Raw genomic sequence first — 23675 nt, 5'->3', positions numbered from 1 at the left:
TACCGACGCCATCGCGGGTAAGCGCATTGCTGCGGGAAACCGGTACGTTTCAAGCATCCGCGGCCACCCACAGAATCCTTCCACTGGAGCATGCTGCATCGCCGTTACGGTAGGCAAAATACAGCTTGCCTCGCGCCTGATCGAAACGCAGCGCGAGCGTGATGCGATCCCCCGGGCGAACCAGTTGCTGAAACTTCAGGACTTCCATGCCTGCGAAGCGGGGGGGCAGGTTCAACAGCCTTTGGCCGAGCGCGATGGCCCAGTCGACCTGCACGACACCGGGAAGGATCGGCGTGCCGGGGAAGTGACCGGTGAAATAGGCCAGATCCAGCGGTACCTGCAACTCCAGCAACAGCTCTTCACCCTCCTTCTGCTGGCTCGTCAGTTCGGGTTCCTGCGCCCGTGGCGCGATCAACAGCGCTTCAACCTGTGCCTGGGGCAACTTGCCTTGAGTGTTCAGGGGCAACTGGCTCAACAATCTCCAGCGACGGGGCAGGGCCAGGGTTTCACAATGGGGTATCAGATGCTGACGCAGTGCAGTGGTGACCGCGCGACGTCCCTGATTGCGCAAAGCATGCACACCGCTTGTGCTCAGCACGACCAATGCACCCAGTGAAGCGCGGTTTGCCCGGATCACGCCAAAGCGCACCTCGCTGACCCATTCATGAGTCGCCAAGGCCTGTTCCAGCAGCGGCAGGGAAATGCGTTTCTCTTCGAGCTTGACGATGCGGTCCAGGCGGCCGAGCAACTCGAAACGGCCGTCATCGACAAAGCGCGCAGCGTCGGCGGTCTGTTCGATGTGCCCCGGGCGAAGATAGGGTGATTGGATACGCAGCGCGCCGTCTTCATCCTGGCTCAGTTGCACGCCGTCGAATGCACGCCACAAAGGGTTCCCCTGGCGCCAGGCGATGCCACCGGTTTCCGAGCTGCCAAGAATTTCCGTCGGCCATTGGCCGAGCCGTTGATGCAGGCTCTGCGCTGCGTCGCTGGGCAGGGCGCCGCCGGAGGAAAACACTCGGCGCACTGCGCTCAGGCTTTCCCAGTTCAGGTTGTCGCCCATGCGTTTGAGCAATGCTGGGCTCGCGACCCAGGCGAATGCGTCATGCTCGCCACTGGCACGTTGGAGATCTTCCGGGAATGGCAATTGTCTGCGGACAAAGCTGCGCCCTGCACTCAGAGGCCACAGAACGCGAAACAACAGTCCGTAAATATGCTGGGCAGCCACGCTGCCGATAATGCAGGCGTTGCCCAGATCGACACCCCAGAGATGCTCCAGGGCTGAGACTTCATTGGCCAGTTGTCTAAGTGTCTTCTCGATCAGCTTGGGTTCGCCGCTGGAGCCTGAGGTGCACAGGCTCAGTACGCAGGTGTCCAGATCAAGCAGCGCCGGATCCAGAGGAGCGGCAGTCAGTTCGCTCAGGCGTATGTCGCCCGCCACATCCGTCAGCCACATGTCGACCTGAGGCGCCCAGCGATGCCGTGTCTGCTCTTGCAAATCGGCGGGCAGCAACACGCGGATGCCAGCGCGCCATGCGCCGAACAACGCGATAGCAAGTTCGGCTGCGTCTTCAAGATGAATAGCCACGCAGTTCACGCCCCGCTGCTGCAGCGCAGCGGCGATCATCAATACGTGCTCGCGCCATTGCGCCTGACTCATGTCCGGTGCGTGAGTGATCCTGCGGCCAGGGTAAGCGGCCAGCAAGAGCTGCTCGGGCATTATCCAGCTCATGTACGACCCCGAACGCGCTGGCGAATGACCCACTCGCCAGCAAACAGAATGCCCATCAGGCCGTAGGCGATGAGCCCGGTGTACAGCGCCCACCAACTCAGCGGCGCCCAAAGCGTCAAGGCAGCGGCCATGGTCCCGTTCAACAGGAAAAACACGCACCAGACCTGTGTCACGTGACGGGTGTAGCGAATGGCGACTTCCGGCAGTTCCGGGTCGGCCAGGCGCGCCAGACGCTCGACCATCGGCATGCCGCGCATCAGGCTAAGGCCGAATAAGGTCAGCATGAAGCCGCTGATCAGCACCGGGTACCAGCGCAGCAACTGCGGGCTGTCGAAGACACCCAGCATCAGGCAGAAGCCTATCGCGACCAAGGCCATCGCAAGGCTGCCGGGGCGCCGCTCGCCCGTCAGCGCACGGGCAGCCCAGAGCGCTCCCAGCAGCAGCGCAAATTGCCAGGGGGCGACGTGCGCCATGCCGAAATACACGGCAAACGGGTACAGCACGCCCGCCAGCACCAGCATCACGCCGATCAGACGACTCATGCGGCGGCATGGCCCAGTCGGAAGACCGCTTCGACCACATCATTGACGGTGCGAACGGACTTGAACTCTTCGGCGGCGATTTTCTTGCCGGTCTTGCGCTTGATGTGGTCGATCAGGTCGACCGCGTCGATGCTGTCGATTTCCAGATCCTGATACAGGTTGGCGTCCGGTGTGACGCGTTCAGGTTCAAGTTCGAACAGCTCGACCAACGCAGTGCGCAAGGTTTCGAAGATCTCTTCACGGGATTGCATGTTCAGTCCTCAGGCCACTTGGCGAGCGCTGACGAAGGCCGCAAGGCTGTCAACGCTGGTGAAGTGGTTACGGGTATCTTTGGCGTCGGCGTCGATTCTGATGCCGTAGCGTTTCTGAATGGCCAGCCCCAGCTCCAGCGCGTCGACCGAGTCCAGTCCGAGACCTTCGCCAAACAGCGTCTGGTCGTTGCCTATGTCATGGGTGCTGATGTCTTCGAGGCCCAGGGCATCGATGATCAACTGTTTAATTTCCAGGTGCAGATCGCTCATCTGTAGTGAGCTCCTTGATGAAGTAGTGATGCAGATGGTCATTGAGCTTGCGCGACGCCAAAGGGGCCGGGCCAAGCGCGGCGAATGCCGCAGGGTCGATATCGTGGCCCACGCGCAGGTGAAAGTGCGGGCGGCGCTGAGGAATGCGATACCAGGGCTCGGCCTTCGTTAACGTCGTCGGCGAGACATGGATCGTGACCGGGGTGATGGTCTTCGCACCACGCAGGGCGATTGCCGCGCCGCCGCGATGGAACGCCGGCGCTTTGCCCGGTTGGGTACGGGTGCCCTCGGGAAAGATGATCAGGGTCTGTCCGGACTGCAGCAGCCGGGCAGCGTCATCCAGCATGTCGGCGCTGCCATCGTTGCTGACATAGCCGGTGGCCCGTACTGGCCCACGGGTAAACGGGTTCTGCCACAGGCTCTGTTTGACCACGCAGTTGGCGTCTCTCACCAGGCCAATAAGGAAAACCACGTCGATCAGCGATGGATGGTTGGCGATGATCATTTGCCCGGGGCGTCCTAGGCGTTCGGCGCCTTCGACTTCGTAAGTCAGTACGCCCGCCGTGGCCATGAAACGGATGAACGTCCAGAACAGTCGGCCAATGGTACGGCGAGCGCGACGCTGGTGGCTGCACGGATCGCCTGGTAACAACCCAAGTACCGGAAAAATGAAAAGGCGCAGGCACAACCCGCCCAACCCAAATAGGGCGAAGCTCAGGGCAGTGGTCAGCAGCCGCCAATAGTAGGCATCGCGACTTTTACTCAGTGGTTGTGTTGCCAGTTCCATAGCCGATTGATCCAGGGATGTTGCAGGGCACTCTGCTGTGTCGACAGGGCGCGTAATAGGTTGAGCGCGTGTGGCCATTCGCTGTGGCTTTTCACGCTGTCCCCAGTCGAGTTAGCGCTGAGGGTCAGTTGCCATTCGTCGCCGGGCGTCAGGAGCAAGCCAAGTGCGTAGGGAAACGGCACGTCATTGATCCAGGGGGCATAAGCGGTCGGCGGAAGCTCTTCGGCAATCACCAGCAAAACCGCATTGGCGCCTTCGGCAAGCAGGCTCGCCGCCTCCATGACGCCATGCTCCAGACCGTCGCCAGCCGCTGCCAGGGCTGTCATCTCACTCGTTTCACCGCGCATGATCGACCAGAGACCGATCACAGAGTTATGCACCGACAGGCTGAACTGGGTCGGTGACAACGGCTGTTCAGCGGCCAGATCGCTGAGAATGTCGAAGGTCCGGGGTGTTTCCCCGTGTCGCGAGACATACACCAGTGGCAGTTGCTCATGCCCTTCGGCCAATGGCCAGCCAACGCTGAAGGCCATTCGCGCCAGACGGCTCAAGCGTCTTCGCTGCATCGCGGGCAGGAACGACACGTCGGGCGACTCGTCCGTATTGCAGGAAACAGTCGGGTTTTGGCTCCATTGCAACCAGTCTTCGAACGAAGTAAGCCCTGGAGCCCAAGCGCGCCATTGTGCGATGTTGAACATGATCACGAATTATTTTCCCGCCCATATGCGGGCTTACTTCCAGGCTTCGAGTATCCGAAGTGACACCAACCATGGCGCGGCGCTATCACCGAGTGGCGGGCATTATCCCGATGCGAATGCACAGAGGCAAACGCTGAAACAAATAGTTTGTTTACGGGAGGTATTTCCTACTGGTATGGCGGAATTAGCTGGCGAGGGTCTGTAGGATGGCTCGACGCGATAAGAACGCAGGTTTCGCTCTGCCTATCGGAATTTTCCGAGACGCTGGTCCCTGACGGTATCGCTTGCCTAGGCTTGATACCATTCATCGGATCGCGGGACGATCCGTCAATGCAACACAGCAACAGGAGGTTTCAATGCGGCGTGTGGTGTTCAATCAGAAGGGCGGCGTCGGCAAATCGAGCATCGCCTGCAATCTCGCAGCGGTCAGCGCCCACGAGGGTTACCGGACACTCTTGATCGACCTCGATGCCCAGGCCAATTCTACGCAATACCTCACGGGCCTGACCGGCAAGGATATTCCCATGGGCATTGCCGATTTCTTTAAACAAACCCTGCCTTCCGGGCCGTTCTTCAAAAAGAATCAAGTCGACATCTATGAAACCCCATTCGATAACCTGCATGTCATTACCGCGACTGCCGAACTGGCGGATTTGCAGCCCAAACTTGAGGCCAAACACAAGATCAATAAACTGCGTAAGTTGCTCGACGATCTGGATGAGGATTACGAGCGTATCTATCTGGATACACCGCCTGCCCTGAATTTTTATGCAGTGTCGGCCCTGATCGCTGCGGACCGGGTGTTGATTCCCTTTGATTGCGACAGCTTTTCGCGACAGGCGCTGTATGGCCTGCTCAAGGAAATCGAAGAGTTAAAGGAGGATCACAACGAGGATCTGCAAGTGGAGGGCATCATCGTTAATCAGTTCCAGTCGCGCGCGAGCCTGCCGCAGCAGATTCTCGATGAATTGATCGCTGAAGGTCTGCCCGTACTGCCGGTCTACCTCAATAGCTCGGTGAAAATGCGCGAGTCGCATCAGGCCAACATGCCGCTGATTTATCTCGATCCGCGTCACAAGCTAAGCCAGCAGTTCGTGGAATTGCACCATTTGCTGGAAACCAACGCAGCGCAGTGAGTGCTTTCAGGGCGGTCCTTCTTCGCGCATGGCTTTGCCCAGGCGCTTGGCCCGCTTGCGCGCCGTCGCCGCCAGATCCTTGGGGATGTCGATGGTGGCATCCATGTCGGCCCTTAATTCATCCTGGCTGGCGATCAATCGATGATCGCCGAGCGGACAATCGCAATGCACCAGCTGCCCCTCTGTCGCTACTGCCAGGACCTGATCAATGTACGTTGGATTGCCTTGGGCGATGTACCCGACCTGCTCACAGGCTGCACACCACACCGGATCGCCCATGCGCGCCAGCCTGCGCTCCTCCCAGGTCTGCGTGCCGGAGGTTTGCAGAACCACGCCTGCCGTAGTGGTCGAGTCGCCTTCCCTGATTACCGATGTCATCGTTTGCCGCCCCTGCGTCATCCGTGAGAACGGCTAACCCTAGGCAATGAATGCGTGTTTCGTAGGGCCAGGATGCGCATTCAGACGTGTCCTACCGGAAAAGCAGGCAAGTGCTTCAATGCCGGAAGAAAGCGCCTTCAAATTCCCTGGCTCGCCAGCCATGCCGTCAATTGCTGAAGCGGTAGCGCACCACTCTGCCGCGCTACTTCGCGGGCGTTCTTGAACAGGATCAGGCTCGGAATCGAGCGAATCCCCAGTTGCGCCGACAACTGCTGATTGGCTTCGCTGTCCAGTTTGGCCAGGCGTACGCGCCCACTCAGTTGAGCTGCCGCCTGCTCGAACGTCGGCGCAAAGGATTTGCACGGCCCGCACCACCCCGCCCAGACGTCCACCAACAGCGGCAGATCACCCTTGATCTGGCTGGCGTAGTCGCCTTGAGTCAGGTTGAACGGCTTGTTCAGCAACACCGGCTGTTTGCAGCGTCCGCATTTAGGCTGATCCGCCAGTCGCTCGGCAGGTATGCGGTTCAGACCATTGCAGTGGGGGCAGGGAATATGAAGAGGCTCGGACATTTCGGCTACCTGGAAAAAGGCTGATGACGATAAGTGGAGCTTGATCGTGGTTTTATCAAGTCGAGAGCAGGCCAGAGGTCATTCAGGCAGCTTCCCACACAACGCCGTCGCAACCTTTGCCTGATCTGACTCCCACACCATCACGACGAACAGCTGATCTCCAGATGCTTACCCCAATCCGGTGGCCGCTGTGCATAACTTTCCATCCCGGCCTGCTCCTCGAACGGTTTGCACAGTACCTGATGCAGGCGGCGGACTTCGCTGTAGTCACCTTGTTCGGCAGCTTCGATAGCGCGTTGGGCCAGGTAGTTGCGCAGGATGTACAGCGGGTTGACTGCGTGCATGCGGGTGCGGCGCTCGTCCTGGCTGGATTCCGGGTCGCGGGCGATGCGGGCTTTGTACGTATCGCCCCACGCGTCGAAGCCAAGCATGTCGACGAAGTCGTCGCGCAGATGGCTGACGGCAACGTCGGCGCAGTCCTCGCCCAGACGACGGAAAAACAGGCTGTAGTCGACGCCGCTGTTCTGCATCAGTTGCAGCAAGCGGGCGATGAGGTCGGCGTCGTCGTCTTCGGCAGTGGTCAGCCCTAGCCGGCGGCGCATCAGATCCAGATAGTGGGCCTGATACAGCGGCAAGAACATCCCCAGTGCCTGGCGCAGAGACTCGACGCTGATGAAGGGGGTGAGGGCCTGGGCCAGCGCGCTGAGGTTCCACTGGCCAATGGGCACCTGATTGCTGAAGGAGTAGCGGCCTTCGTTGTCGGAGTGGTTGCAGATGAAATGCTGGTCGAAGTCGTCGAGGAAGGCGAAAGGACCGAAGTCAAACGTGATCCCCAGAATCGACATATTGTCAGTGTTCATCACGCCATGACAGAAGCCATACGCCTGCCATTTGGCGATCAGTTCGGCCTGCCGCTCGACGATCACTCGAAACATCGCCAGATACGGCTCGGGCTGCTCCAGACATTCGGCGTAGTGCGAGGACAGCACGTGATCAGCCAGTTCCTTAAGCTGCTCGTGCTGTTGGGTATAGAAAAAATATTCGAGGCTGCCGAAGCGCACATGGCTGTGTGCCAGGCGCAGCACCATCGCTGCACGTTCCTCGGTTTCGCGCCAGACCGGCGTGGTCGAACCGATCACACAGCCTGCACGGCTCGTTGGAATGCCCAGCGCATGCAGCGCTTCGGAGGCGAGGAATTCGCGAATCGACGAGCGCAGAACTGCGCGACCATCGCCCATGCGTGAGTACGGCGTCTGCCCGGCACCCTTGAGGTGCAGGTCCCAATGCTCACCGGCCTGGTTATAGACCTCGCCCAGCAGCAGCCCACGACCATCGCCCAGACGCGGGTTATAGGCGCCGAACTGATGACCTGAATACACCATCGCCCTCGGTTCTGCTTCAGCCCACAGCTTATGGCCGCTGAACAGCTCGGCAAAAACCGGGTCTTGGGCTTGCTCGGGGTCCAGGTCCAGCAACGCCAGCGCTGCATCGCTTGCGACTACGAGCCGCGGTTCGGCGATGGGCTCTGGCAGCACGGAGGTGGAGAACGCGTCGCCCAGGCGGGCGAAGCGATTATCGAAGGTCAGCTCGTCGAGGGCTTTCAAAGGATGCCTCCAGCAAAATGTCCGACTATTCTGCTGGGATTTCGGGTGTCAGTCGAGCCTGATGTCCGGCGGCTCGGGTACATCCTTCGCTGCCGCAGATACAGGCGGCGCGTCGGTGACGGTCTTCTGCTCCTGCTCGATCGGCACCATCTTGTATTCCTGCCCCTGCATGTTTTTGAGGTAAACCTCCATCTGCCGGAACGAGATGTTGATGTGCTGCTTCTTGAATTCCTTGTTGATGAACCGGTTGATTTCATCCAGCACCGGGTTGCGGTCGCCCAGATCACGCACATGCATGCGCAGTTCGTGATCCAGCGTGCTTTCACCGAAATTCAGGAAGTAGACGATGGGCGCCGGCTCCTTGAGCACGCGAGGATTGTCGTTGGCCGCCTTGATCAGCAGACTGCGCACCAGATCCAGGTCGGAGCCGTAATCCACGCCCAGCTTCAGGGTAACGCGGGTGATGGTGTCGGTCAGCGACCAGTTGATCAGTTGCCCGGTAATAAACGTCTTGTTCGGAACAATGATGTCTTTGCGGTCGAAGTCGGTGATGGTGGTCGCTCGGATGCGGATTTTGCTGACTGTGCCCGACAGGTTGCCGATGGTGATGGTGTCGCCAATCCGCACCGGACGTTCGAACAGAATCATGATGCCGGAGATGAAGTTGGCGAAGATTTCCTGCATGCCGAACCCCAGCCCCAGTGACAGCGCTGCCACCAGCCACTGCAACTTGTCCCAGCTCACACCCAGTGCCGACAAGGTCGAAACGAAGCCCACGCCCACGATGATGTAGGACAGCAGCGTCGTCGTGGCATAGGAACTGCCCTGTTTGAGGTTCAGCTTCGACAGCACCAGCACTTCCAGCAGCCCGGGCAGGTTGACTGCCAGCACGAACGTGATGCCGATGATCAGCAGCGCCCCAATCAGGTCGCCGAGGCTGATCGGCACCATGCTCATCGTCGCACCGGTGCCGCTGGTGTATTCGTACAGGGTGATGTTGTCCAGATACGAGAACACCGTGATCAGGTCCGCCCAGACCAGATACAGCGCGCCGATAAAGCCACCGATCAAGGCCAGACGGATCAATCGCAGTGATTGTTGGTTGACCTGCTCGATATCGAGCGTCGGCTCTTCCACCAGCGTTTCACCTTCGCCGGCTTCCTTGGCTGCCTGACGCTTGCTCAGGGCGCGTTGGTAAGCCAGGCGCCGCGCCGCCACGCTCAGTCCCCTGACAAACGCCGCTTCAATGACCAGCCAGAGCATCAGCAGATAAAGCGTGTCGATCAGTCGGTCGCTGAGTTTCAACGCGGTGTAGTAGTAGCCAAAGCACACAGCCAGGAACAATGCCACCGGCAGCGCGGTGAATGCCAGGCCCAGTGTGCGGCGAAAGAGCGAAGCGTTCTGGTGGGTTGGACTGGTCAATAAAAGGCGCCCGAGCATCCAGGTCATCAGCGCGTAGCAGGTCAGCACCACCGCGATGCCGATAACGTCCTCGGCCAGCGCGGACGGCTCGTGCTCAGCGACGGCCACCACCGTGACCAGCGCCAGCACGACCAAGCCCAAACGGCGAATCCAGCCACGCAGGAATTCGACCTGGACCTTTTCCCAACGGAAATGCAGCTGCGCCACGCCACCTGGCGCAAGGATGCGGTATGCGGTGTAGAACACCAGCCATGCCAGCGATAGTTGCAGCAGGGCAGATCCAAGATTGACGTTCTGTTCCCGCGCATCGATCTGCAACGCCAGGGCGCAGGACGCCAGAGCCAGCGAAAGAGGCATTGCCAGCAGGATGTTGATGATGATTGCCAGCGGTGTCTGCCACTGGCGGTCGCGCTTGAAGTGTCCGATGTCGGCATGCAGGCGGTTGAGCTTCTCGTACAGCGCCTTGCGCTTCCACATCAGCACACCGATCACCAGCAGCAGCGGTAGAAAGATCAGTGGACGCCTGGTCAGGCCGTCGCTCAATTCGCTGACGGTCGAGGTCCAGGGCAGGGTGGTGAGCTGTTTGGTCAGACGCGGTTTGATGCGCTCGAACCATTCAAGATCCAGCGGTTTGTTGCTCGGGATCCAGAACATCTGCTCGTCCAGGGTCTGGCGCAGGCTGATGGCCGTGCTCACCAATTGCTTCTGGTTGAGCTGCAAGGTGATGGACTCATTGAGCAATGCGCTCAACTCCCGATTCAGCCGTTCCAGCAGATCGGTACGGGTGGTTGCCAGATCCAGCAGCGTCTTGCGCAATGCCGGGGTGACATCTTCGGATTTTTGAGTGGCGAGCAGGGTGTCGACATAGTTGGTCGGGTTGCTCATCTGTTCGCGTTGCTGGTTGACCTCGAACTGATACAGACGGATGTCGGCGATTTCATCGGCCAGGCCGCTGTCGAGTTTGAGTTTGGGCAGCGACTGTTTCTGTTTATAGAGAATCTTGGACAGCAGCAGGCTGCCGCTCAGCACGTTGATCTGCTCGTCCAGCGCCTGATCGGTCTGGGTGATGGCGTCGAGCTGAGTCTTGGTCTTGAGGTTCTGCTGGGTCAGTTCGTTGAGCCGATCGGTACCGCGCAGCAGGTAGTCGGAAAGCTTCAGGTTGGCGGCGCTTTCGGTTGCCGGCAGGCTGCTGCCGCCGGCTTTTTGCGCTTCGATGGACAACTGCGCCACGGTTTCCTGAGACTGGGCGCGGCGCTTGTCGTTGATCAGCGTTTGCAGGTCCTGGATTTCCTGGTCCTGACGGGCGACTTTCTCGGTCAACAGGTCATGCTGACTGCCGCCCAGGTCTTGCAGCGGGCTATTGCCAGCCAGTTCCTGGCGACGTAAGGCAATCAGCGCATTGATTGAGGCCAACTCGGCATTCAGCTGAATACGCTGGTCGGCGTTGATGGCCTTGCCTGCGTCCTTGCCGGACTTGAGGATGCCATTGATGGCCTGGATGCGTGTCTGGCTGCTGCTGATCTCGGCCTGCGCGCGCTCCGGACGGGTCTGGGCGGTGATGGTCAGGCTGTTCGCATCGTTCAGCGCTTTTTGCAGATCGGCCTGCTGGGTGCTGCGCTGGCTGAGCATATTTTCGAGCTGCGGCACGTCCACATTGGCGTAGCGCTGGGCAACGGGGATGATCCTGCTGGCTTTGAGCTTGGCCAGGTCGCGCTGATTCTCGCTGGTTTGCCGTGGTGCATCCGCCAATTGCTTCTTCAGATTTTCCAGCTTTTGTTGATTGTCCTTCTGGCTGGACAGGAACCCCAGGGTCTGCTCCAGCACCTGCTGCAGAGCCTTCTGGTCATCAGGCGACAGCTTGCGGTCGGCGATTCTGTCCAGATTCTGCTGGACGGCGTCACTGGAAGGCAGAGGGGTGTCGGCGGCAAACGCCGGAACGTTCGATAGGCAAAGCCCCAGCAAGGCTGAGGCAAAAAAGGTACGCAGCGTGAACATAGACACCGGGTCGAACAATCAGGAGAGAGGTGGGCAGTTTAGAGGAACAACCCGGGACCCGGGCGGCTGCCTTCCGGGAATCTGACGCCCACTTTGAGGATCTTGTTCCCCTCCATCACTGCAACTGTCCAAATAGTTCCGTTCCATTCGATCTGGTCGCCCACGATCGGGGCGCCGCGATTCTTCTGGATGATGAACTGGCTCAGCGGCATGTTCTGATCCAGACCGTCGAGCTTGAGCCCGTACAAGGCTGCGATGGCGCCGAGTTGCGCGTCTCCCTCGAGGACGAAGTCGCCAAAGAAGCGCAGGTCCAGACCCCGTTGCGGAGCCTGACTGAACAGCTTGCCGAGGGCCGGTAGATCATGCTCGTGGCCGATCACGCAGAGCAAGTCGCCGGTCTCCAGCACCGTGCTGCCCGACGGATGGAGCAATTGCTCACCCCGAAACAGCGCTGCGATCCGCGTGCCCTCAGGCATTTTCAGCTCGCGCAGGGCTGCACCGATGCACCATTTCTCCGCACCGAGGCGATAAACGAACAGCTCCCATTCACTGGTCACATGAACTTCCAGGGCGGCGCGGGAGATCGGCGCAGGATCAGGCGGAACCGTCACTTTCAGCCATTTGGCCATCCACGGCAGGCTCGTGCCCTGAACCAGCAGTGAGACCAGCACGATGAAGAACGCCAGATTGAAGAACAACTGCGCCTGGGGCAGGCCCGCCATCAACGGGAACACCGCCAGAATGATCGGCACCGCCCCGCGCAGGCCAACCCACGCGATGAAAGCCTTCTCACGGCCGTGAAACACCCGGAACGGCATCAGGCCGACCAGCACCGAGAGCGGCCGTGCCACCAGAATCATCCATAGCGCCAGACCCAGCGCAGGCAGCGCGATCGGCAGCAGGTCATGAGGCGTGACGAGAAGCCCCAGCACCAGAAACATGCCAATCTGTGCCAGCCACGCCATGCCGTCGAGCATGTGCAGAATGCCGTGGCGGCTGCGGATGGGCTTGTTGCCCAGCACCAGGCCGCACAGATACACAGCCAGGAAGCCGCTGCCGTGAATGGCGTTGGTTAGCGCAAACACCGCCAGACCACCGGCGATGACCAGAATCGGGTAAAGGCCGTTGGCCAGATTGATGCGGTTGACCAGTTGCAGCATCAGCCAGCCGCCACCCAGGCCGATGATGCCGCCGATGCCGAACTCCTGAATCAGGTGCCCTAGCAAGCTCCAGTGCAGCCCGGTCTGGCCGCTGGAAATCATGTCGATCAGCGTTACCGTGAGGAACACCGCCATCGGGTCGTTACTGCCGGATTCGATTTCCAGGCTCGCCGTCACCCGCTCGTTCAGGCCCTTGCCGCCCAACAGCGAGAACACCGCTGCAGCGTCGGTGGAGCCGACGATGGCGCCGATCAGCAAGCCCTGAACGATGTTCAGGTCGAACAGCCAGGCCGCGACCATGCCGGTCAGGCCGGTGGTGATCAGAACGCCGACCGTCGCCAGCGAAAGTGCGGGCCAGAGCGCCACACGGAAACTTGCCACCCGCGTTCGCAGGCCGCCGTCCAGCAGGATGACCGCCAGCGCGAGGTTGCCGACCAGATACGCCGTGGGGTAATTGTCGAAAATGATTCCGCCACCATCGACACCTGCGGCCATGCCGACCGCAAGGATGATGACCAGAATCGGGATGCCGAGACGTGACGACAGCGAGCTAACCAGAATACTTGCGCCCACCAGCAACGCGCCGATCAGGAACAGGCTGTTGATGGTCGTTGCATCCAAGGGCGGTACTCCAGACAAAGAAAGATCAGATACATCCGGCAAGCTGACCATGCAGCCCGCGTGCCAACGGATTTAACCCGTTGAATTGGTTCACTGTCAAAGCTTAATCCCGCTTATCGGAGATACAAGCTTCTCTGCCCGCCGTACAAACCCGGTGTGCCAGATGAGTAATTAATTAATGCACACCGTATCGCCGATGGGTTCAAGCTGCGCATCTCCTACAACTGACATGGATGTCAAAAATGAAGAATGGACTCACTCACCAATTGATCGGTGCCGCGACAGGCAGTCACGCGCGCGAAGGGTTAATGCGCAGGATGGACCTTGCGCAGGGCCTGCATGCCACCAGCATTGACCACCACCACGATGGCGCTGTCAGACCGCGCGTGGCAGACGGTTTTTCCGGCGCAGAGGCTTTCAACCCGAACGTCGCAGTCGGGGCGCCAGCTCCCCTTCTCCTGCAAGACTTCATTGCTCGCCAGAAAGTGCGTTACTACGCCCCCCACGGGTTCGCCTTTCTCAAGGCCAGAGAGTTTGTCGCACAGCATCTTGGAGACGACACAAACCCCGATCACCTGTTGATCGCTACCCTGTACATCCAGGAACCAGGCGGGGAGCCCAAGCGAGCAAATATTGCTTACTCCATGACGCTGACCGATGCACTGATGCGCAACTGGCAGCAGGAAGGCAACGGCCAGTTTTTCGAGCACTTGGGTCATCTGCGTGACTACAGAGACGGCGGCTATCCGGTGCGCATTTCCCAGGCCCCACTGTATCTGGCGGACTGCTTCGCCTACGAAGCCATCTACCGCAAGACCGACCCTCAGCGATTCGACTCATCGACCCAGGTCGCTATCGATCCCAAGGTATTCAAGCGTTTTGTCTGGGAGGCTGACCTGCAATCGCTTTACCAAGCCTCGCTGAAACAGTTCTGGAGCAAACACGGCGCTGATTATCACCTGCTGCTGAAGGCGGCACTGCTGAAGTCGGCCTATGTGCAGCACGCCGAGGGTTCGTTGAGTACCGAAGACAAGGTGCTGGTACTCCAGGCGATAGGGCTCAATGAAGGGCAGCGATGGGAGACCCTTACTTTCGATGTATTCAAACATGCGCCTTTGCCCTCGACGGTTACGTTCCGGGAGCTGGTTCTATACCGATATGCCTCGACTGACATCATCGTCATCGAACATGAGAAAACCGGTCGGTTCGTCCTGTATATCCCTGGCAACTCTTCGCCACTTCATGGTTTCAAGGACATATCGCAGTTGCGCGACTGGATTGTCCGACAATGCAAGGACGTGCGTCGACGCAAAGCGCTGGAGGCTCACTTCAAGGCAGAAGATGAGCCTGACGGTTCCTTTCTGAGCGGTCTTGCTACGACGCTGGCGGGGCTGGCCGCCCATCCACACCGACTCAACGATGCGACCGGGCATTGGTGGCCTTCCAGGGAAATCACCCTGGGTCCCGCGCTCTGGCCCTATCCGTTCTCGCACTTTCGCAAGAGCCTGCATGACCGGCTCGCGTCGGACGGCCTGCAGCTGATCCGCAGTCGCGGGGACTATAACAAGGAGATCGCCACACTGGCCCTGAGCAATGCCATCGCGGTGACGGGCGCAGTCGCCATGGTGGCACCCTACCTTTGGGCGCCGCTGGCGGCGATGTCTCTGGCGCTGACGGGCCTGGGTATTGATGAAATGGTGCACGGCCGAACCCATGAGGAAAAACAGCAGGGAGCGGGGCGTATCGTTTTTGGCTTATTCAACGCGGTGCCGGCAGCTATCGAGGGCGTAGCAGCGGTCAGCCGACTGGCAGGCGCAGCAATCCGGGCGGGGAATGAAATCGCGCCGGGCGCGGCGGATGAGGTCGGGCAGATGATTCAGGGCCGCAGTACCGGCGAGCAAGCTGCGGCGCTCGGCAAGCAGCAACGGCTTGAGGCGCAGTTGGCAGCCGAAGCGCGGGAGCAGGCTGGCGAGTCAGCGAAGGAAAGTGCGTTGCGTCTTCATGCACAGGAGCTGCAGCGCCAAGCCCTTAAAGCCCATCGTGAGGCGGCCTATGACAGCATTGCCGCGTTTGGCGTCGAACCGGAAGGGCTGCGCTCGCTGCGGCCTGACCTGCGGGCCGAACTTGCTCAGTTTGAATACAACGCGCCCCTCGAATCGGGTGGCGTCTGGAAGGTCGATGATTTCGGCGCTGTCTATACTGTCAAGAGCCGGGCATCAGGGGTCACCCGTTACTTCGCGCGCGTGCATTCCAAAATCTACCCGGTCCAGAGAGTTGCCAGTTACAAGCAGTACCGGATTGTCTCTATGGACGATACGGCTATCAAAGGTCCCTACATCAAGCAGATCAAGGGTTATTACTCGGATATCGACGTAAAGCCCGGGCTGCGTGGCGGTGACAGTTACATCGAAGTGGCACCTGGCATCGGGATCATGCCTGAGGTCAGCAAGCCGGATATCGTGCTGGCGAAGCCACAGCCTCAACTGCTCACCGACATCGCCATGGATGGTATCGAGATACGCAGCGCAGGGGATGGCTGGGGCAATCTGGTTGATCGGCATTTCGCCAATGGCACTCCGGTCTCGTATGACGCGGATGTCGGTTGCTGGAGGGTCAATGTCAAAGAAGTGATGTGGCTCAACAACAAGGGCGTCTGGAAGCGAGGCAGCCTCAAGGCATTCGCCAAAGCCAGGCCCGGCCTTAACAGCCCGGTCAAATGGTACAGCTACCAGTTCCCGCGCTTGCCGGGTTATCCAAAAAATCCGCAAGCCGTGGAGAGGACAGTCCACCAGATCTGGCTGGGGGCCAAGGCGCCTCGCGAGGGGTTGATCGATACGATCAAGGCAAACATCGAAAATAACCCCGAGCTTAAGTTCGTCCTTCACATCGATATCGACCATGCTGCCGCCGACGGGAATTTGCGGTGGCTACAGACAGCGTTTGCTGAGCATCCGAACATGAAGGTTTCGCCGCTCGCGGAAGAGTCGTTCTTTACGCGCTTTCTCGATGAAGAACATACCGGTGTGCCTTTTCGGTACTTCCGTGAAGGCGACGGACAGAATCTGGCCGCGGCGTCGGACGTTTTGAGATACCGCCTGATTCGTGAGTACGGAGGCATCTACATGGATTGCGATGATGTAATCGTGATGCCCTTTGCGGGTGCGGCGCTTGATGCGGGGCCAAGCGATGTGTTGATGGGTGCCCCCGTTTCATCTCCGCATATGTCTTATTTCGGCCCGGGAAACAGCCATTTTGCCAGCCAACCGGGTAATCCCGTCTTGAGGGCGGTGGAAGAGGAACTCTATTCGCGGTTCATGACTGAGCGCGAGGCCCTCGACGAGTTGTCGAAGGTGGGTTCGGTGAAAGTCGACGGGGTCGACCCGTATATGTCCAGGATCTTCGATGTGACGGGGCCGCGGCTTCTTCTCGACACGTTGAAGCAGGTACGTCCGGACTATGCAGGTCTACTGGATGGTCAGCTCAGACCGACTCCCGGCATAAGGGCAACTGCTTACGAAGACCTTTACCATGAAGTGACTGCGTTCTATGCCCCTTTCGGTTCGCGATTGAAGATAACGGCAGGCGCAGAAAACTCCTGGAGACGGTGAATTCCGAATGTTCTGATGAGCGTCACCTTAGACGCACGCTGGCCAGGCTGACGGAAGGTTCGTTGTGCCTGCGGTCAAGCATTTCGTTGCGCCAGGAAAGCGGATTCAGAACCACTCATCCAGCATTGACAAGCACACGTCATCACGAGCTTGCAGCAACGCCAGTTCATGATGACAGGCCGGTATTTCCCATGTAAGGAAATACCGTGCCGCCTGCAGCTTGCCCTGATAGAACCCGGCGTCTGCGGCATCGCCCTTGCTCAAGCCTTTCTCCGCACGTATCGCCTGTTCCAGCCAGCGCCAGCCGATGACCGTATGACCGAAGGCCTTGAGGTACAACGCCGAGTTGGCCAATGTTGCGGTGACCTTGCCTTGAGCCATGTCCATCAACAGTTCCAGCGTCACAGCCTGCAAGTTGGTGACGAGCTTCTCCAGGGGCTGACGCAGTGGGCTCAATGAGGCGTACTCCTGAGCGCGTTGACAGGTATCGGCAATCAGCCGGACCAGTTGTTTGAGTCCTGCGCCGCCGTTTTGGCGCAGCTTGCGGCCCAGCAGATCCAGAGACTGGATGCCGTGAGTGCCCTCATGAATCGCGTTCAGGCGGTTGTCGCGGTAGTACTGTTCGACCGGATATTCGCGGGTGTAGCCATGGCCGCCAAGGATCTGGATTGCCAATTCATTGGCCTTCAAACAAAACGCCGAAGGCCAGGATTTGACGACAGGGGTCAGCAGATCCAGCAGTTCGTGGGCCAGTTGGCGCTGCTCTTCGGTTTCGCCAGTCTGGGTGTCGTCAAACAGGCGCGCCGCATACAGCCCCAAATCGAACGCGCCTTCGACGTAGGCCTTTTGGGTCAGGAGCATGCGCTTCACATCAGCGTGCTGAATGATCGAAACCGGCGCGCTTTCAGGATCCTTGCTGTCGGGTAGACGACCTTGCGGACGCTGGCGAGCGTATTCCAGCGAGTACAGATACCCGGCGTAACCCAGCATCACGGCACCCATGCCGACACCGATTCGCGCCTCGTTCATCATCTGAAACATGTAGCTGAGGCCCTGATGCGGCTTGCCGATCAGGTAGCCCACACAATTTCCGTTGTCGCCGAAATTCAAGGCGGTCGACGTGGTGCCGCGCCAACCCATTTTGTGAAATAGTCCGGCGAGCAACACATCATTGCGCGGGCCAAGACTGGTGTCATCGTTGACCAGAAACTTCGGCACGATGAACAGCGAGATGCCTTTCACACCGGGCGGCGCATCGGTCAGCTTCGCCAGCACCAGATGGACGATGTTTTCCGACAGCGGATGATCGCCACCGGAGATAAATATCTTGTTGCCACGCAGGCGGTAGCTGCCATCTTGCGTCAGCTCTGCGCGCGTGCGGATGTCCGACAGTGACGAGCCCGCGTGGGGTTCGGTCAACGCCATGGTGCCGAAGAAGCGCCCCTCGATCATGGGCTGTAGAAAGCGTCGCTTCTGTTCTTCGCTGCCAAATTGCTCGATCAGATTTGCCGCACCCATGGTCAGGAACGGGTACGAGGTCGAAGCCGCATTCGCCGCCTGAAAGTGCGCAAAACAGGCCAGCGACAAGAGCGTGGGCAGTTGCATGCCGCCTGCCCCGAAGTCGCGCGCGGCATTGAGAAAGCCGGCCTTGAGAAATGCATCCACCGCCGGCTTCACTTCGGGAATCAGCACCGCTTCGCCGTTCTCGTAGCGCGGCTCGTTTTCGTCGTTCTTGCGGTTGTGCGGAGCGAAATATTTCTCGGCAAGAGTACGCGCCGTGGTAATCGCCGCATCGAAGGTCTCCCGGCTGTGCTCGGCGAAACGTTCACGCTGGGTCAGGGCTTCGGCGTCCAGCACTTCATACAGCTCGAAAGCCAGGTTGCGCGAACTGAGCAGCGTCTCGGACATGGCGGCATTACCTGTGGTTGGAGTGCCGTGGAGTCTAGGTGGGCGCTGCGGGGGTGAACAGCAAGATTGATTTGGGTGATGCAGAGGTAGAACCCCAGGGCCAAATGCAGTTCGAGCAAGCAATTGGACCTGTGGGAATGAGCCCACTCCCACAGATTGAATCGCCCCTCCAGCAGCGCTCTGGGCCGAGCTTTAAGGCACCTCTATTGCATCCAGCGAACGATCGACAACGGCTTTTGCCATGTCGATCAGATGGACCACGGAGAATGCCAGATCACGTTTCACACCGGTGAGGTTTTCCGCGCTTTCGCAGGCCGAAGCGTGGGCGCACCGCAGCAGGCCTGACGCATGGGCGAGGGATTCTTCGAGGGATTTGTCGGGTGGATCAGGGGTGACTTTGACCATTTCGTAGACCTTTGGATGGGTAAGGCCACCGTAGCTTCGCTGCTAAACGAAAAAAGGTGGCGGCTTTGACACGGGTTAGCAGACTGGTCCCAAAGGCCAAAAACCAGTGCACGCGAACGTGCCCCGCGCAAAGCCGCCATAAAGCGGTTTGCTGGCCATTGGAAACAATTTCAGGCTGCTAAACCCGGACGCTGATGTTCAGCGACCGACGCAGCCTAGAGATCGAAATTCCACGGCACAAGAGGGTGAGAGTTTCTAGGAAATGTCCTTCGTGAGAAAGAGATGAGGCTGTAAGAAAGGGCCTACAAGAGAGGAGATTTGTTGCAGGAAATGGCGATTTTCAAGACAGCCCCGTGCCACGGCTTCGTAAGCCGGGCATCAATGCTGCGGGATACCAGTGAACGTTCGCGGAGGGTTCCAGCATGCATGCCAACGAACTGTGAGGGCGAATTCAATCGCGAGAGGCTGGTACATCCGACAGAATCATCAGTTGCACCACCGCATCGCGGATGAATCCGCCAAGCTACGCCCCAGCGATAGGGGCTTTACCCGATGGTCATCAAGCTCGCATTACCACCCGCAGCCGCAGTGTTCACGCTCAGCGCGCGTTCGATCACCAGACGCTCCAGCGCGATGCCGGTTTCGCCTTTGGACAGGCCATGAACGCCGACGATAGCGCCCGCGCGTTGTGCGACCTGTTCACAAACCGCACGCAACTGGTCGGAATCGCCGTGGTGCAGGACGGCCTCTATAACGACGTCGTCCTTGCTCCAGTCAGCCACCCGCTTGATCCGCACCTGGACCTCCTTTGGCAGACGCTTGTACAGCGACTTGCTCAGCTCGTTATCCGGGATGATTGCTGTGCTGCCCACCGCCAGCACAGCAGCCAGCTGCGTCAGCAAGTCGGCTTCGTCTTCGGCCAGACACAGCACGTGTTCACGCGGCAGGATGCTATAGCTGTTGCGCTCGCCGGTTGGGCCCGCCAGCAGGCGAGTGATGCCGCTCTGGGATTGCTCGGCGAACTGCGTACACACCGCTTCCAGTTCTGGTTGCTGGCTCGCGGCCCAGGCTTTCAGAGCGGTCAGCGGTTTTAGCAGGTTGTCGCGCAGGCGAGTGTCCGGCAGGGTTGCGCCGTCACGCTGGGCGAAGGACTTCTGCACCGCATCGGCCGGACGGGTCGAAAGCAGGCGATACAGGTACAGTGGCCCACCGGCTTTCGGACCGGTCCCCGACAGACCTTCTCCACCAAAGGGTTGCACCCCAACCACCGCACCTACGATGTTGCGGTTGACGTACATGTTGCCGGCGTTGACCGAGTCGATCACCTTGGCGATGGTTTCGTCGATGCGCGTGTGCACGCCCAGGGTCAGACCGTAGCCGGACGCGTTGATCTGACCGATCAGTTGATCCAGCTCTTTGCGCTTGTAGCGGACCACGTGCAGAACCGGGCCGAAAATTTCGCGTTGCAGCTCATCGAAGCTTTCCAGCTCGATCATGGTGGGCATCACATAGGTGCCGCGCTTGATTTCTTCGCTGTCGGCAATGGCCACCTGGTACACGTTGCGGCCCTTGTCGCGCATGCCCTGGATGTGCTTCTCGATACCCGCCTTGGCTTCAGCATCGATGACCGGGCCAATGTCCACCGACAGACGCTCCGGGTTGCCCAGACGGTTTTCAGCCATGGCGCCCTTGAGCATTTCGATGACGCGGTCGGCAGAGTCTTCCTGCAGGCACAACACGCGCAGTGCCGAGCAACGCTGACCAGCGCTGTCGAACGCCGAAGACACCACGTCGATGACCACTTGTTCGGTCAGCGCGGAGGAGTCGACGATCATCGCGTTCTGACCACCGGTTTCGGCGATCAGCGGGATCGGACGGCCCTGGGAGTCAAGACGTCCGGCGATATTGCGCTGCAGCAGACGTGCGACGTCAGTGGAGCCAGTGAACATCACGCCTTTGACGCGATCATCACCGACCAGACGCGCGCCTACGGTCTCGCCACGGCCGGGCAGCAGTTGCACCACGCCCTCAGGGATGCCTGCTTCCAGCAGGATACGTACGGCCTGAGCGGCGACCAGCGGGGTTTGCTCCGCAGGCTTGGCCAGCACCGGGTTCCCGGCAGCCAGTGCGGCGGCAACCTGACCACTGAAAATCGCCAGCGGGAAGTTCCACGGGCTGATGCATACCACAGGTCCCAGCGGGCGATGAGCGTCGTTGCTGAAATCATTGCGCGCCTGCACCGCGTAGTAGCGCAGGAAATCCACCGCCTCGCGTACCTCGGCGATGGCGTTGGCGTAGGTCTTGCCCGCTTCACGGGCCAGCAGCCCCATCAACGGCTGGATTTCGGCTTCCATCAGGTCTGCGGCGCGTTCAAGAATGGTTGCCCGTTCCGCAGGCGGCGTCGCTTGCCAGATAGGGCCTGCGCTCAAGGCGCTGAGCAGGGCGTTGTCGACATCTTCGAGGCTCGCTTCCTGAACGTGGCCCACCACATCGCGCAGGTCGGATGGATTGAGGACCGGGGTTACGGCGCCTGCACTGACCGTGCAGCCCAGCATCGGCAACGCTTTCCAGTCGTTATGCGCAGTCGCCAGCAATGCCGAAGACAGCGAGCCCAGACGGTGTTCGTTGGCCATGTCGATGCCCGCCGAGTTGGCGCGCTCGCTGCCATAAAGGTCACGCGGTAGCGGAATCCGTGGATGCGGCAGCCCGAAACCGCCCTCCTGAGTGGCCATGCGCTCGATGCTGGACACTGGATCGGCCACCAGTTCCTGAATCGAAATCGCCTGATCGGCAATACGGTTGACGAAGGAGGTGTTGGCGCCGTTTTCAAGCAGGCGACGGACCAGATACGCCAACAGTGTTTCGTGAGTCCCGACGGGGGCATAGACTCGGCATGGCCGATTCAGTTTGCCATCGGCGACTTTGCCCACAACCTGCTCGTACAGAGGCTCACCCATGCCGTGGAGGCACTGGAATTCGTACTGGCCGGGGTAATAGTTCTGACCTGCGATGTGGTAGATAGCCGACAGCGTATGAGCGTTGTGGGTAGCGAATTGCGGGTAGATGACTTCCGGCACCGACAGCAGTTTGCGGGCGCATGCAATGTAGGAAACGTCGGTGTACACCTTGCGCGTGTAGACCGGATAGCCTTCCAGCCCTTCGACCTGAGCACGTTTGATTTCGCTGTCCCAGTAGGCGCCCTTGACCAGACGAATCATCAGGCGATGGCGGCTGCGACGGGCCAGGTCAATTACATAGTCGATCACATATGGGCAGCGTTTCTGATAAGCCTGAATTACAAATCCGATGCCGTTCCATCCGGTCAGTTGCGGTTCGAAACAGAGGCGCTCGAGTAGATCCAGCGACAGTTCCAGGCGGTCTGCCTCCTCGGCGTCGATGTTAAGGCCGATGTCGTACTGCTTGGCCAGTAGGGTCAGCGACAGCAAGCGTGGATACAACTCTTCCATGACGCGTTCGTACTGCGCACGGCTGTAGCGCGGGTGCAGGGCCGACAGTTTGATGGAAATGCCAGGCCCTTCATAAATGCCGCGACCGTGGGAAGCCTTCCCGATGGAATGGATTGCCTGCTCATACGAAGCCAGGTATCGCTGTGCGTCGTGCTCGGTCAGAGCAGCCTCACCGAGCATGTCGTAGGAATAGCGGAAACCTTTGGATTCGAAGCGACTGGCGTTGGCAAGCGCTTCGGCGATGGTTTCACCGGTAACGAACTGCTCACCCATCAGGCGCATGGCCATGTCGACGCCCTTGCGGATCATCGGCTCGCCGGACTTGCCGATGATGCGGCTCAGGGAAGACGTCAGCCCTGCTTCGTTGTGAGTGCTGACCAGTTTGCCCGTCAGCAGTAGACCCCAGGTCGCGGCGTTAACGAACAGCGAAGGGCTGTTGCCCAGATGAGGATGCCAGTTGCCGGTGCTGATCTTGTCGCGGATCAGCGCGTCACGCGTGCCTTTGTCCGGGATGCGCAGCAAGGCTTCGGCCAGGCACATCAGCGCCACGCCTTCCTGAGACGACAGCGAGAACTCCTGCAACAGGCCTTGCACGATGCCCGCACGGCCGCTGGCGCTCTTCTGGTTGCGCAGCTTTTCGGCAATCGAAGCGGCCAGCTTGTGAGTGGCTTCGGCCATTGGCGCAGTGAGGCGCGCCTGCTCCAGGAGCATCGGCACGACTTCGGGCTCAGGACGACGATAGGCGGAGGTGATGGCTGCGCGTAAGACCGACTGCGGCAGGATGCTTTCAGCGAATTCCAGGAACGCCTGGTGAGTACTGTCTATCGGTACTTCGCCATGGTCGTCAGCGTCTTTGTTGTTCAAGCCATTGAGGTCGTTAAGGGTTGCACCGCCCTCGAGCTTTTCCAGGTAATTGAAAATTGCCTGTTTGATCAGCCAGTGCGGAGTCCGGTCAATCGACTGCGCAGCCGCTTTCAACCGCTCGCGGGTTGGGTCGTCGAGCTTGACACCCAAAGTGGTGGTCGCCATGTCTTATCCTCATAGAGAGCCACGTCGGGTGTGGCTGAGCTGGCGCCAAGATTAGCTGCGTACAGGGCTTGGGTGCAACCGGGTGCAACCCGT

At 59.7% G+C, this 23675-nt stretch carries 16 protein-coding genes; 2 read left to right on the top strand and 14 right to left on the bottom strand.

Going from position 1 to position 23675, the window contains the following annotated elements:
* Positions 1-49 precede the first annotated feature (49 nt).
* Genes EC915_RS13405 through EC915_RS13380 form a run of 6 tightly spaced genes read right to left on the bottom strand, consistent with a single transcriptional unit; the run spans position 50 to position 4283 of the window.
* Positions 50-1729: an acyl-CoA synthetase family protein gene (locus EC915_RS13405; RefSeq protein ID WP_133751015.1), complete on the bottom strand. Its 1680-nt coding sequence runs from the start codon at positions 1727-1729 to the stop codon at positions 50-52.
* A complete protein-coding gene (locus EC915_RS13400) occupies positions 1726-2271 on the bottom strand; it encodes a hypothetical protein (protein ID WP_133751014.1) in 546 nt (181 codons plus the stop codon). The genes EC915_RS13405 and EC915_RS13400 overlap by 4 nt, the downstream gene beginning before the upstream one ends.
* On the bottom strand, positions 2268-2522 hold the full coding sequence (locus EC915_RS13395; protein WP_166650983.1) for an acyl carrier protein: 255 nt from the start codon (positions 2520-2522) through the stop codon (positions 2268-2270). Before EC915_RS13395 ends, EC915_RS13400 begins: the two co-directional genes overlap by 4 nt.
* Positions 2523-2531: 9 nt before the next feature.
* The gene (locus tag EC915_RS13390; protein WP_133751012.1) at positions 2532-2792 is read right to left on the bottom strand and encodes a phosphopantetheine-binding protein; all 261 of its coding nucleotides are present in this window, start codon (positions 2790-2792) and stop codon (positions 2532-2534) included.
* The gene (locus EC915_RS13385; protein WP_133751011.1) at positions 2767-3579 is read right to left on the bottom strand and encodes a 1-acyl-sn-glycerol-3-phosphate acyltransferase; all 813 of its coding nucleotides are present in this window, start codon (positions 3577-3579) and stop codon (positions 2767-2769) included. The genes EC915_RS13390 and EC915_RS13385 overlap by 26 nt, the downstream gene beginning before the upstream one ends.
* A complete protein-coding gene (locus tag EC915_RS13380) occupies positions 3555-4283 on the bottom strand; it encodes a beta-ketoacyl synthase chain length factor (protein ID WP_133751010.1) in 729 nt (242 codons plus the stop codon). Before EC915_RS13380 ends, EC915_RS13385 begins: the two co-directional genes overlap by 25 nt.
* Positions 4284-4633: 350 nt before the next feature.
* Here EC915_RS13380 and EC915_RS13375 point away from each other — a divergent pair, with 350 nt between their 5' ends.
* Positions 4634-5413 carry a ParA family protein gene (locus EC915_RS13375; protein ID WP_133751009.1) on the top strand — a complete coding sequence of 260 codons (780 nt, stop codon included), beginning with the start codon at positions 4634-4636 and terminating at the stop codon, positions 5411-5413.
* Positions 5414-5419: 6 nt separating this feature from the next.
* Here EC915_RS13375 and EC915_RS13370 read toward each other — a convergent pair whose 3' ends face one another.
* The 5 genes from EC915_RS13370 to EC915_RS13350 form a co-directional block, all read right to left on the bottom strand.
* Complete coding sequence (locus EC915_RS13370) at positions 5420-5791, bottom strand: PAAR domain-containing protein (protein WP_133751008.1); 372 nt, start codon at positions 5789-5791, stop codon at positions 5420-5422.
* A gap of 137 nt (positions 5792-5928) precedes the next feature.
* Positions 5929-6363: a thioredoxin TrxC gene (gene trxC / locus EC915_RS13365; RefSeq protein ID WP_133751007.1), complete on the bottom strand. Its 435-nt coding sequence runs from the start codon at positions 6361-6363 to the stop codon at positions 5929-5931.
* A gap of 140 nt (positions 6364-6503) precedes the next feature.
* Positions 6504-7967 carry a protein adenylyltransferase SelO gene (gene selO, locus EC915_RS13360; RefSeq protein ID WP_133751006.1) on the bottom strand — a complete coding sequence of 488 codons (1464 nt, stop codon included), beginning with the start codon at positions 7965-7967 and terminating at the stop codon, positions 6504-6506.
* Between the two features lie 48 nt (positions 7968-8015).
* Positions 8016-11384 carry a mechanosensitive channel MscK gene (gene mscK, locus EC915_RS13355; RefSeq protein WP_133751005.1) on the bottom strand — a complete coding sequence of 1123 codons (3369 nt, stop codon included), beginning with the start codon at positions 11382-11384 and terminating at the stop codon, positions 8016-8018.
* Between the two features lie 38 nt (positions 11385-11422).
* On the bottom strand, positions 11423-13165 hold the full coding sequence (locus tag EC915_RS13350) for a potassium/proton antiporter (RefSeq protein ID WP_133751004.1): 1743 nt from the start codon (positions 13163-13165) through the stop codon (positions 11423-11425).
* Between the two features lie 242 nt (positions 13166-13407).
* On the opposite strand from EC915_RS13350, the gene EC915_RS13345 reads away from it, so the two are divergent.
* Positions 13408-16773 (top strand): dermonecrotic toxin domain-containing protein, encoded by a 3366-nt coding sequence (locus tag EC915_RS13345; protein WP_166650982.1) that lies wholly within the window; start codon positions 13408-13410, stop codon positions 16771-16773.
* Between the two features lie 105 nt (positions 16774-16878).
* Here the strand turns inward: EC915_RS13345 and EC915_RS13340 are convergent, their stop codons facing one another.
* The 3 genes from EC915_RS13340 to putA all read right to left on the bottom strand — a co-directional run bounded on the left by EC915_RS13340 (position 16879) and on the right by putA (position 23582).
* Positions 16879-18681 (bottom strand): acyl-CoA dehydrogenase, encoded by a 1803-nt coding sequence (locus EC915_RS13340; RefSeq protein WP_133751002.1) that lies wholly within the window; start codon positions 18679-18681, stop codon positions 16879-16881.
* A 192-nt stretch (positions 18682-18873) separates the two neighbouring features.
* Positions 18874-19086 (bottom strand): DUF6124 family protein, encoded by a 213-nt coding sequence (locus tag EC915_RS13335; protein WP_133751001.1) that lies wholly within the window; start codon positions 19084-19086, stop codon positions 18874-18876.
* Positions 19087-19631: 545 nt separating this feature from the next.
* Positions 19632-23582 carry a trifunctional transcriptional regulator/proline dehydrogenase/L-glutamate gamma-semialdehyde dehydrogenase gene (putA, locus tag EC915_RS13330; protein ID WP_133751000.1) on the bottom strand — a complete coding sequence of 1317 codons (3951 nt, stop codon included), beginning with the start codon at positions 23580-23582 and terminating at the stop codon, positions 19632-19634.
* Positions 23583-23675: the final 93 nt, after the last annotated feature.

The organism is Pseudomonas sp. LP_7_YM (genome assembly GCF_004364435.1).
Classification (GTDB): domain Bacteria; phylum Pseudomonadota; class Gammaproteobacteria; order Pseudomonadales; family Pseudomonadaceae; genus Aquipseudomonas.
The sequence above is the reverse complement of the archived record's forward strand: the minus strand, read 5'-3'. Positions and strand labels throughout refer to the sequence as shown.

Coding starts and splice junctions, on each gene's coding strand:
- EC915_RS13405 (WP_133751015.1), bottom strand. CDS start 1,729: ATGAGCTGGATAATGCCCGAGCAGCTCTTGCTGGCCGCTTACCCTGGC.
- EC915_RS13400 (WP_133751014.1), bottom strand. CDS start 2,271: ATGAGTCGTCTGATCGGCGTGATGCTGGTGCTGGCGGGCGTGCTGTAC.
- EC915_RS13395 (WP_166650983.1), bottom strand. CDS start 2,522: ATGCAATCCCGTGAAGAGATCTTCGAAACCTTGCGCACTGCGTTGGTC.
- EC915_RS13390 (WP_133751012.1), bottom strand. CDS start 2,792: ATGAGCGATCTGCACCTGGAAATTAAACAGTTGATCATCGATGCCCTG.
- EC915_RS13385 (WP_133751011.1), bottom strand. CDS start 3,579: ATGGAACTGGCAACACAACCACTGAGTAAAAGTCGCGATGCCTACTAT.
- EC915_RS13375 (WP_133751009.1), top strand. CDS start 4,634: ATGCGGCGTGTGGTGTTCAATCAGAAGGGCGGCGTCGGCAAATCGAGC.
- EC915_RS13370 (WP_133751008.1), bottom strand. CDS start 5,791: ATGACATCGGTAATCAGGGAAGGCGACTCGACCACTACGGCAGGCGTG.
- trxC (WP_133751007.1), bottom strand. CDS start 6,363: ATGTCCGAGCCTCTTCATATTCCCTGCCCCCACTGCAATGGTCTGAAC.
- mscK (WP_133751005.1), bottom strand. CDS start 11,384: ATGTTCACGCTGCGTACCTTTTTTGCCTCAGCCTTGCTGGGGCTTTGC.
- EC915_RS13345 (WP_166650982.1), top strand. CDS start 13,408: ATGAAGAATGGACTCACTCACCAATTGATCGGTGCCGCGACAGGCAGT.
- EC915_RS13340 (WP_133751002.1), bottom strand. CDS start 18,681: ATGTCCGAGACGCTGCTCAGTTCGCGCAACCTGGCTTTCGAGCTGTAT.
- EC915_RS13335 (WP_133751001.1), bottom strand. CDS start 19,086: ATGGTCAAAGTCACCCCTGATCCACCCGACAAATCCCTCGAAGAATCC.
- putA (WP_133751000.1), bottom strand. CDS start 23,582: ATGGCGACCACCACTTTGGGTGTCAAGCTCGACGACCCAACCCGCGAG.